This window comes from Streptomyces sp. NPDC089915, assembly GCF_040684675.1.
Taxonomy (GTDB): domain Bacteria; phylum Actinomycetota; class Actinomycetes; order Streptomycetales; family Streptomycetaceae; genus Streptomyces.
Genome location: NZ_JBFBGN010000201.1, coordinates 1 through 9,238 on the forward strand (window position 1 = coordinate 1; position 9,238 = coordinate 9,238).

The following is a 9,238-nucleotide window of genomic DNA, read 5'->3' on the forward strand; positions in this document are numbered from 1 at the left end:
GCCCGCGTCCGCCCGGCGCGGCTCGGGCGACCCGTCCGGTACGGACCCGCGGCCGGCCCCGGGGCGGCGGGACGCGGACTACCGCACCGAGCAGTTCGCCTTCCTCGACCAGCCGGACGAGGACTCCGAGGACGTCATCGACTGGCTCGCCTTCACCGAGAGCCGCACCGAGCGCCGCGAGGAGGCCCGCCGCCGCGGCCGCAACCGGGTGGTCGCGCTGATCGTCGCCCTGGCCCTCCTCGTCGCCGGCGGGCTGGGCTGGCTCTGGTACGCGGGCAAGCTGCCCTTCCTCGACGGCCCCGGCGGCAAGAAGCCCGCCGCGGCCTCCGCCGGCGCCCAGAAGCGCGACATGATCGTCGTCTACCTGCACAACACCAAGCGCGGCGGCAGCTCCACCGCCCTCCTCGTGGACAACGTCACCACCCGGCAGGGCGCCACCGTCCTGCTGCCCAACACCCTCGCCGTCGCCAAGGAGGACGGCACCGGCACCACCCTCGGCAAGTCCGTCGACGACGGCGCCATCGGCACCCGCGAGGCCCTCGACACCGTCCTGGGCACCCGCATCGGCGGCACCTGGCGCCTGGACACCCCCTTCCTGGAGCGCCTCGTCGAGCTGGTCGGCGGCATCGAGGTCGACACCGACGCGGCCGTGCCCGCCGACGACCAGGCCAAGACCCCGGCCGTCGGACAGGGCCCCAAGCAGAGCCTGACCGGCGCCATGGCCGTCGCCTACGCCACCTACCGGGCCCAGGGCGAACCGGAGGCCAAGCAACTGGAGCGCACCGGGCGGGTGCTGTACGCCGTCCTGCGCAAGATCCCCTCCGACCCGAAGGCGGCCGCCACGACCGTCGAGAGCATGGGCCAGATCCTCGACCCGGGGCTCGACGCGCAGAACCTCGGCGGCCTCCTGTCGCGGATCGGCGAGCACGCCAAGGTGGCCGCGTACCGCACCGAGGTGCTCTCGGTGAAGCCCGACGGCGGCCTCACCGACGAAGCCTCCGGGAAGGCCGTCAAGGAACTCCTCGGCGGCAGCGTCACGGCGGCCCAGCCCGGCGCGGCCCCGCGCGTGGGCCTCAAGGACGCCACCGGGGACGAGAAGGCGCACCTCGCGGCGAAGGCGGCGCTGCTCAACGGCGGCTACGCCTTCGTGGACGGCGGCAGGTCGGACAGGGCGGCCGCGACCACGCAGATCACGTACCAGGACGACGGCCAGCGGGCCCGGGCGGTCGACGTGGCCAAGACCCTGGGACTGCCGGAGACGGTCGTGAAGAAGGCCGGGAACACGGTGAACGCGGACGTGGTGGTGACCCTGGGCAAGGACTACAAGCCGTCCTGACCGGGCGGTGCCGGCAGTACATGAGACCCTTGTAGGGATCTGCCCGCCGACCCGAAAGCATGGCCAGTGACCGCCACGGACCGCTCCATCGAGCTCATCACCACCGCCGCCCAGGCCGCGGCCGACCGCCTCGCGCACGACATCATCGCGTACGACGTCAGCGACGTGCTGTCGATCACCGACGCCTTCCTCCTCGCCTCCGCGCCCAACGACCGCCAGGTCAAGTCGATCGTGGACGAGATCGAGGAGCGGCTGCTCAAGGAGCTCGGCGCCAAGCCGGTGCGCCGCGAAGGCGACCGCGACGCCCGCTGGATCCTGCTCGACTACGTCGACATCGTGGTCCACGTCCAGCACAGCGAGGAGCGCGTCTTCTACGCGCTGGAGCGCCTGTGGAAGGACTGCCCCGAGATCGAGCTCCCCGAGGACGCCAAGCTCACCATCGGCAAGGCCGAGGAGCACGCCAAGCTGCGCGAGGCGCAGGGCGACGACGACCTGGACGGTGATCTGTTCTGAGCGCCGAAGGCAGCGCGGGGCGGCCCGCCGCCGGTTCCGCCGGCAGCGGCAGGAAGATCGTCCTCTGGAGGCACGGCCAGACCTCCTGGAACCTGGAGCGCCGTTTCCAGGGCTCCACGGACATCGAGCTGACCGAGACGGGGCTGGCGCAGGCGCGCCGTGCCGCCCGGCTGCTCGCCTCGCTGAAGCCGCACGCCATCGTGGCCTCCGATCTCAAGCGGGCGGCGGCCACGGCCGCCGAGCTGGCCGCCGTCACGCACCTGCCCGTGGCGCACTCCGAGGCGCTGCGCGAGACGTACGCCGGTGAGTGGCAGGGCCTGACGCACGAGGAGATCGTCGAGAAGTACGGCGAGCAGTACGCGGCGTGGAAGCGCGGCGAGCCCGTGCGGCGCGGCGGGGGCGAGCTGGAGACCGAGGTCGCCGACCGGGCCGCACCGGTCGTGCTGAGCCACGCCGACCGGCTGCCCGAGGGCGGCACGCTCGTCGTCGTCAGCCACGGCGGCACCATCCGTACGACCATCGGCCGCCTGCTGCGGCTGGAGGCGCGCGACTGGGAGAGCCTGGGCGGGCTCTCCAACTGCTGCTGGTCCGTCCTCGGCGAGGGCGCGCGCGGCTGGCGGCTGCTGGAGCACAACGCCGGCACCCTGCCGGAGCCGGTGCTCGGCGACGACGACTGAGCCCCTCTGCGGGGCCCCTCCGACCCGGATTTCACTTTCCGGCTGGTCACAGGCTAGAGTTCTTCTTGTTCGCAGCGAAGAACACCGGAAACGGGGGGAACGCCGCGGAGAGCGGGGCTATAGCTCAGTTGGTAGAGCGCCTGCATGGCATGCAGGAGGTCAGGAGTTCAATTCTCCTTAGCTCCACAATCAGGATCCCGTCCCCAACAGGGGGCGGGATCCTTGCGTTTGTCCTCCCTGTGCTTGCTGACCCCGCCGGGACCGGCGTGGCAGAATCGGACGGCCGGAGGGGGACACGACGGTCCGACGCGGGAGGGAGTCGCTGACGGATGGGTGCACACCGGCGGCGGTGCGACTGGTGCAACAACGGCACGCCGATCGTTCGGGACATGGAGCCGGTCAATCCCGACTACCAGTACTGGTGCGAGGAATGCGCGCGGGCGCTGATCATAAAAGGCGACCCCATCGAGACGTACCGGGAACTGGAGGGCGAGCCGATCTACGGCCGGCTCCTCGACGAGCACTGCACGCTCAAACGCTTCTACCAGTTCGCCCGGGCTTGACCGGGTCGATGACGGACGAAACGGGCGTAACGACCCCCCGGGAAACCGATTTTTGGTCTGGGGCCATGACCGTGTAATGTTCTCGATGTCGCCAGGGGGAACCGGCAAGGGAAACCGAGAAGGGGCCCGGCGGCAGAGAGAAACAAGGGGCTATAGCTCAGTTGGTAGAGCGCCTGCATGGCATGCAGGAGGTCAGGAGTTCAATTCTCCTTAGCTCCACAGTGTGGAAGAGGGTCATCCGAATCGGGTGGCCCTCTTCTCGTTGTGCGGAACGGCAGAGCGGTCGTACGGGCCCCTGCGGTACCCTGACGCCATGCGTGCCGTACGCCTTCTGCTTACCGAGCCGCGCTGAGCAGCACCGACCCCGAGATGGTCGGCATCGGCGCGGCGTCCCCTCCTGTGCGAGGGGTTTTTTCGTTTGGGCAGGCAGAGACGGCAGAGACGATCGATGGAGCTTCAGGAATCATGAGCGAGACGAACACCCCGGCCCCCGAGGCGGCCGAGGGGCACCGTTACACGGCCGCCATGGCCGCCGACATCGAGGCACGCTGGCAGGACGTATGGGACGCGGAGGGCACCTACGAGGCGCCCAACCCGAGCGGTGACCTGGCCGGAGACCCGGCCGTCGTCGCGCGGCCCAAGAAGTTCATCATGGACATGTTCCCGTACCCCTCCGGTGCGGGCCTGCACGTCGGCCACCCGCTCGGGTACATCGCCACCGACGTCTACGCCCGCCACCAGCGGATGTCCGGCCACAACGTCCTGCACACCCTGGGCTTCGACGCCTTCGGCCTGCCGGCCGAGCAGTACGCCGTGCAGACCGGCACGCACCCGCGCGTGTCCACCGAGGCGAACATCGAGAACATGAAGGTCCAGCTGCGCCGCCTGGGCCTGGGCCACGACAAGCGCCGCTCGTTCGCGACGATCGACCCCGAGTACTACAAGTGGACCCAGTGGATCTTCCTGCAGATCTACAACTCCTACTACGACGCGGACGCGAACAAGGCCCGCCCCGTCGCCGAGCTGGTCGCCGCCTTCGAGAACGGCACCCGTGAGGTCCCCGGCGGCCGCGCCTGGGCCGGGCTGACCGCCGCCGAGCGCGCCGACGTGCTGAACGGGTACCGCCTGGCCTACGCCTCGGACGCGCCCGTCAACTGGTGCCCCGGCCTGGGCACCGTGCTGGCCAACGAGGAGGTCACCGCCGACGGCCGCTCCGAGCGCGGCAACTTCCCCGTCTTCAAGTCCCGGCTGAGTCAGTGGAACATGCGCATCACCGCGTACGCCGACCGGCTGCTCGAGGACCTGGACGCGCTGGACTGGCCCGAGGCGATCAAGCTCCAGCAGCGCAACTGGATCGGCCGCAGCGAGGGCGCGCGCGTCGACTTCGCCCTGGGCGACAAGGCCATCACCGTCTTCACCACCCGCCCCGACACCCTGTTCGGCGCCACCTACATGGTGCTGGCGCCCGAGCACCCGCTGGTCGAGGAGTTCGTCCCGGACGCCTGGCCCGAGGGCACCCGCGAGGCCTGGACCGGCGGTCACGCCACCCCGGCCGAGGCCGTCGCCGCGTACCGCAAGCAGGCCGGCGCCAAGTCCGACGTCGAGCGGCAGGCCGACGCCAAGGAGAAGACCGGCGTCTTCACCGGCGAGTACGCCCTCAACCCGGTCAGCGGCGAGAAGGTCCCCGTCTTCATCGCCGACTACGTGCTGATGGGCTACGGCACCGGCGCGATCATGGCCGTCCCGGCGCACGACGCCCGCGACTTCGAGTTCGCCCGCGCCTTCGAGCTGCCCATGCGCTGCGTGGTCGAGCCCACGGACGGCCGCGGCACCGACCCGGCCGAGTGGGAGGACGCCTTCGGCTCCTACGACGCCAAGCTGGTCAACTCGGCCGGCGAGGGCATCTCCCTGGACGGCATGGGCGTGGTCGAGGCCAAGGCCGCCATCACCGACTGGCTGTCCGAGCGCGGCCTCGGCGAGGGCACCGTCAACTTCCGCCTGCGCGACTGGCTCTTCAGCCGCCAGCGCTACTGGGGCGAGCCCTTCCCGATCGTCTACGACGAGGACGGCGTCGCCCACCCGCTGCCCGAGTCGATGCTGCCGCTGGAGCTGCCCGAGGTCGAGGACTACTCGCCGCGCACCTTCGAGCCCGACGACGCCGCCTCCAAGCCGGAGACCCCGCTGTCCCGCAACGAGGCGTGGGTCAACGTCGAGCTGGACCTGGGCGACGGCGTGAAGTCGTACCGCCGCGAGACCAACACCATGCCGAACTGGGCCGGCTCCTGCTGGTACGAGCTGCGCTACCTGGACCCGCACAACGCGTCGGCGCTGGTGGACCCGGAGATCGAGCAGTACTGGATGGGCCCGCGCGAGGGCGCGCCGCACGGCGGCGTCGACCTGTACGTCGGCGGCGCCGAGCACGCGGTGCTGCACCTGCTGTACGCGCGCTTCTGGTCCAAGGTGCTGTTCGACCTGGGTCACGTCTCCTCGGTCGAGCCGTTCCACAAGCTGTTCAACCAGGGCATGATCCAGGCGTACGCCTACACCGACGAGCGTGGCGTCTACGTGCCGGCGGCGGAGGTCGAGGAGCGCGACGGCGGCTACTTCCACGAGGGCAAGCCGGTCAAGCGCGAGCACGGCAAGATGGGCAAGTCCCTGAAGAACGCCGTCACCCCGGACGAGATCTGCGAGGAGTACGGCGCCGACACCCTGCGCCTGTACGAGATGGCGATGGGCCCGCTGGACGTCTCCCGTCCCTGGGACACCCGCGCCGTCGTCGGCCAGTACCGGCTGCTGCAGCGCCTGTGGCGCAACGTCGTGGACGAGGAGACGGGCGAGGTGACGGTCGTCGACGCCGAGCCCGCCGAGGACACGCTGCGCGCCCTGCACAAGGCCATCGACGGGGCCGGCTCGGACATGGAGGGCCTGCGCTTCAACACCGCCATCGCCAAGATCACCGAGCTGAACAACACCCTGACGAAGGCGGGCCGCCCGCTGGAGCGGTCCGTGGCCGAGCGCCTGGTGCTGCTGATCGCCCCGCTGGCCCCGCACATCGCGGAGGAGCTGTGGCACCGCCTGGGCCACACCGACTCGGTGGTCCACCGGGACTTCCCGGTCGCGGACCCGGCGTACGTCGTGGACGAGACGGTCACCTGCGTGGTCCAGGTCAAGGGCAAGGTCAAGGCCCGCCTGGAGGTGCCGCCGACGATCTCGGAGGCCGACCTGGAGCAGCTGGCCGTCACCGACGCGGCCGTCGTCGCCGCCCTGGGCGGCGCCGAGGTCCGCAAGGTGATCGTGCGCGCGCCGAAGCTGGTGAACATCGTCATCTGAGGCACCGGGTTCCGCGCCTCGGGGTGATCCCGTACGGGCAGGTTGGGGGTTCGATTGGAACCCCCGGCCTGCCCGTGGCGTTTACGGTGGAGAGGACGGGAACAGGCCGGGGAAGGGAACCTCATGGAGGTAGGCGCGTTGGTCATCATCTTTGCCCTGGTGGTGCTGTTCGCCTTCCTGGGGCTGGGCGCCTGGGCCACGGTCAAGGCGGTCGGCGCGGCGAAGCGCGGCGTGGACCGGACGATCACGCAGGCCCGCCGGACGGTCGAGGACACCACCCTGAGGGCCAGGAGCCTCGGGCAGGCGGGGGTCCCGGGGGCGCTGGCGCAGCTGCGGCTGGACCTGCGGACGTCTATGCGCGCCACGCAGGCGGCCCTCTACCAGGGGGTCCAGGCGGACGCCTCGCTGAAGGAGTCGATCGCCCTCTTCGAGCGGCTCAGCCGGCACGGGCACGAGCTGGACGACGAGCTCAAGCGGCTGGAGCAGGAGCCGGACCGCAAGCGGACCGCGGAGCGGCTGCCCGAGCTGCGGGAGCGCACCGGCAAGATCACCGCGTCGGCCGACTCGCTGCGGTGGGCGGCGCGCGACCGCGCCCGCCAGTTCGCGGACGAGGACCTCACGGCGCTGTCGGCGCAGATCGAGGTGGAGTCGAGCGCGCTGCGCGACTGGTCCCGGGAGTCGGTCGACGATCTGACGGCCGCCGCCGCGGCGTGGGACGCGCGGCAGGCGTCCGGCGGCGCAGGTACGGGTGCGGGCGCGACGGCGGCGCCGGGGGCACCCGCGCAGCCGGGGCGGGAGTCGGGGCGGCAGCGGCCCGCGCTGGATCCGTCGGCGCCGGCGGCCGCCTCCTACCCGTGGCAGAAGGCTCCCCGGCCGGAGGCCGCCTCCTGATCCGGGCGGCCCGGGCACGGCCCGAGTCGGTGGGGCCGGGGTGGCGGGGGTGACGGATGCGCTCCGGGCTGCCGGATCGCCTCCCCGGGCGGTAACCTCCGGCTCATGTCCCGCCATGTCGCGATCGTCACCGATTCCACGGCCTATCTGCCCCCGCCGGCGATGGCGCGGCATGGGATCACCGCCGTCCCCCTGACCGTCGTGCTCGGGGACGAGGCCCTGGAGGAGGGCACCGAGATCTCGGCCCGCAGCCTGGCCGCGGCCCTGCAGAAGCGCCGCCCGGTCACCACCTCCCGGCCCGGTCCCGAGCAGTTCGTACGGGCCTACCGGGAGGCGGCGGAGGCCGGCGCGACCGGCATCGTGAGCCTGCACCTCTCCGCCGAGTTCTCCGGCACCTACGACGCCGCCGTGGTCGCCGCGAAGACGGCCCCGGTCCCGGTCCGCGTCGTGGACACCGGCATGGTCGCGATGGCCCTCGGCTTCTGCGCCCTGGCCGCCGCCGAGACGGCCGAGGCGGGGGGCTCCGCCGACGAGGCCGTGGCCGCCGCCGAGAAGCGGGCGGCGGAGATGTCGGCGTACTTCTACGTGGACACCCTCGACTACCTCCGGCGCGGCGGCCGGATCGGGGCCGCGCAGGCCCTCCTCGGATCGGCGCTGGCGGTCAAGCCGCTGCTCACGCTGGACGGCGGCCGGATCGAGATGCTGGAGAAGGTACGGACGGCCTCCAAGGCCATCGCGCGGCTGGAGGAGCTCGCCGTCGAGCGGGCGGGCACGCGCAGCGTGGACGTGGCCGTCCACCACCTGGCGGCCCCGGAGCGGGCCGAGAAGCTCGCGCAGCGGCTGGGGGAGCGGATCCCGGGGCTGGTCGAACTGCACGTCAGCGAGGTCGGCGCGGTCATCGGCGCACACACCGGCCCGGGGCTGCTGGCGGCGGTGGTGTCGCCGCGCTGACCCCGTTCCGGCGGGGGCGGTACACCCGGAGGGGTGGTGCGGTTTTCCACAACGGGGCGGCCGTCCACCGGAATTGAGCGCTCCGAGCGGGGGGCCGGGGGTCGGCCCTAGCGTCGTGGCATGACTCTTCGCACGCGTGTTTCGCGCCCTTCGGAAAGCGCTTCCCGGCCCCTTGACGGGGCCGGGAGGGGATGGTTCGACGCCGTCCGTGACGGTGGGCCTGGGCCTGGGCCTGGGCCTGGTTCTGGTTCTGCTCCCGGCGTTGGCCCTGACGGTGGTCTAGATCTTGGTCCTGCTCCTGGCCCTGGCGGTGGTCCCGGCGGTGGCGGCCGTGACCGTGTCGGCGGTCGTGGTGCGGGCAGCGGGCCCGGGAGGGGGCGCCCGTCCGACGGGCGGCTCCGTGAACGCCGCCGGGCCCGGTCGCAGCCCCGCCCCGATCCCGCCGCGGTCCGCCGCAGGGCGGAGCTGCTGATGGCCGGGGCCTCCCCGCCCCGTCGGCCGACCCCGCCCCGGGCGCCCGAGCCGCCTGTGCCGCCGGGGGACGAGCTGCCTGTGCCGCCTCCGGGGCCTGTGCCGCCTGTGCCGCCTCGGGCGCCCGAGGCGCCTCCGGCGCCTGAGCCGTCCGTGCCGCCGGGGGACGAGGACGGCGTGCCGGCTGGGAGGCTGGCGGGGGCTGGTGAGTCGCCGGGGGCGTTCGTGTCCGACGGGCCGTCTGGAGGGGCTGGGGCAGGGGGAGGGGTGCTACTCGGGGTACCGCCGTCGCCGGGGTCCGGGGGCGGGGTGCCGGGCGTGGGTGTCGGGGGGTGGGGCGGGCGGTGGTTGGCCGTGCGTGAGCGGCTGCCGGTGTGGGTGCAGGCCCGGTGCGGGATGGAGCCCCGGGCGGTGGTCGCCGTGGGGGTGGTGCTGGCCGTGGCGGTGGGGTTCGCCGTCACCAGCACGGGGCGGTCGGCGGGGGCGTGGCGGACCGCGTTGCCGAC

General features: G+C 72.5%; 7 protein-coding genes and 2 tRNA genes. All 9 read left to right on the forward strand.

Annotation, left to right across the window (positions count from 1 at the left end):
- A partial coding sequence (locus AB0O29_RS32775; RefSeq protein ID WP_365159125.1) for an LCP family protein occupies positions 1-1,336 on the forward strand: 1,336 nt, incomplete at its 5' end.
- Positions 1,337-1,402: 66 nt separating this feature from the next.
- On the forward strand, positions 1,403-1,849 hold the full coding sequence (gene rsfS, locus AB0O29_RS32780; protein WP_365159128.1) for a ribosome silencing factor: 447 nt from the start codon (positions 1,403-1,405) through the stop codon (positions 1,847-1,849).
- Positions 1,846-2,526, forward strand: coding sequence for a histidine phosphatase family protein (locus tag AB0O29_RS32785; RefSeq protein ID WP_365159140.1), 681 nt, complete (start codon positions 1,846-1,848; stop codon positions 2,524-2,526). Before rsfS ends, AB0O29_RS32785 begins: the two co-directional genes overlap by 4 nt.
- A gap of 113 nt (positions 2,527-2,639) precedes the next feature.
- Positions 2,640-2,712: transfer RNA gene (locus AB0O29_RS32790), tRNA-Ala, on the forward strand.
- A 143-nt stretch (positions 2,713-2,855) separates the two neighbouring features.
- Complete coding sequence (locus AB0O29_RS32795; protein WP_007264019.1) at positions 2,856-3,089, forward strand: hypothetical protein; 234 nt, start codon at positions 2,856-2,858, stop codon at positions 3,087-3,089.
- Between the two features lie 146 nt (positions 3,090-3,235).
- Positions 3,236-3,308 (forward strand) — tRNA-Ala (locus AB0O29_RS32800).
- A gap of 246 nt (positions 3,309-3,554) precedes the next feature.
- The gene (gene leuS / locus AB0O29_RS32805) at positions 3,555-6,419 is read left to right on the forward strand and encodes a leucine--tRNA ligase (protein WP_365159131.1); all 2,865 of its coding nucleotides are present in this window, start codon (positions 3,555-3,557) and stop codon (positions 6,417-6,419) included.
- A gap of 123 nt (positions 6,420-6,542) precedes the next feature.
- Positions 6,543-7,310, forward strand: coding sequence for a hypothetical protein (locus AB0O29_RS32810; RefSeq protein ID WP_365159134.1), 768 nt, complete (start codon positions 6,543-6,545; stop codon positions 7,308-7,310).
- 105 nt (positions 7,311-7,415) lie between these two features.
- The gene (locus AB0O29_RS32815; protein ID WP_365159137.1) at positions 7,416-8,261 is read left to right on the forward strand and encodes a DegV family protein; all 846 of its coding nucleotides are present in this window, start codon (positions 7,416-7,418) and stop codon (positions 8,259-8,261) included.
- The last annotated feature ends 977 nt before the right edge of the window (positions 8,262-9,238 follow it).

Bases quoted from the DNA above. Each gene is read 5' to 3' on its own strand.
- AB0O29_RS32795 (WP_007264019.1), top strand. From the start codon at position 2,856: ATGGGTGCACACCGGCGGCGGTGCGACTGGTGCAACAACGGCACGCCG.
- leuS (WP_365159131.1), top strand. From the start codon at position 3,555: ATGAGCGAGACGAACACCCCGGCCCCCGAGGCGGCCGAGGGGCACCGT.
- AB0O29_RS32810 (WP_365159134.1), top strand. From the start codon at position 6,543: ATGGAGGTAGGCGCGTTGGTCATCATCTTTGCCCTGGTGGTGCTGTTC.
- AB0O29_RS32815 (WP_365159137.1), top strand. From the start codon at position 7,416: ATGTCCCGCCATGTCGCGATCGTCACCGATTCCACGGCCTATCTGCCC.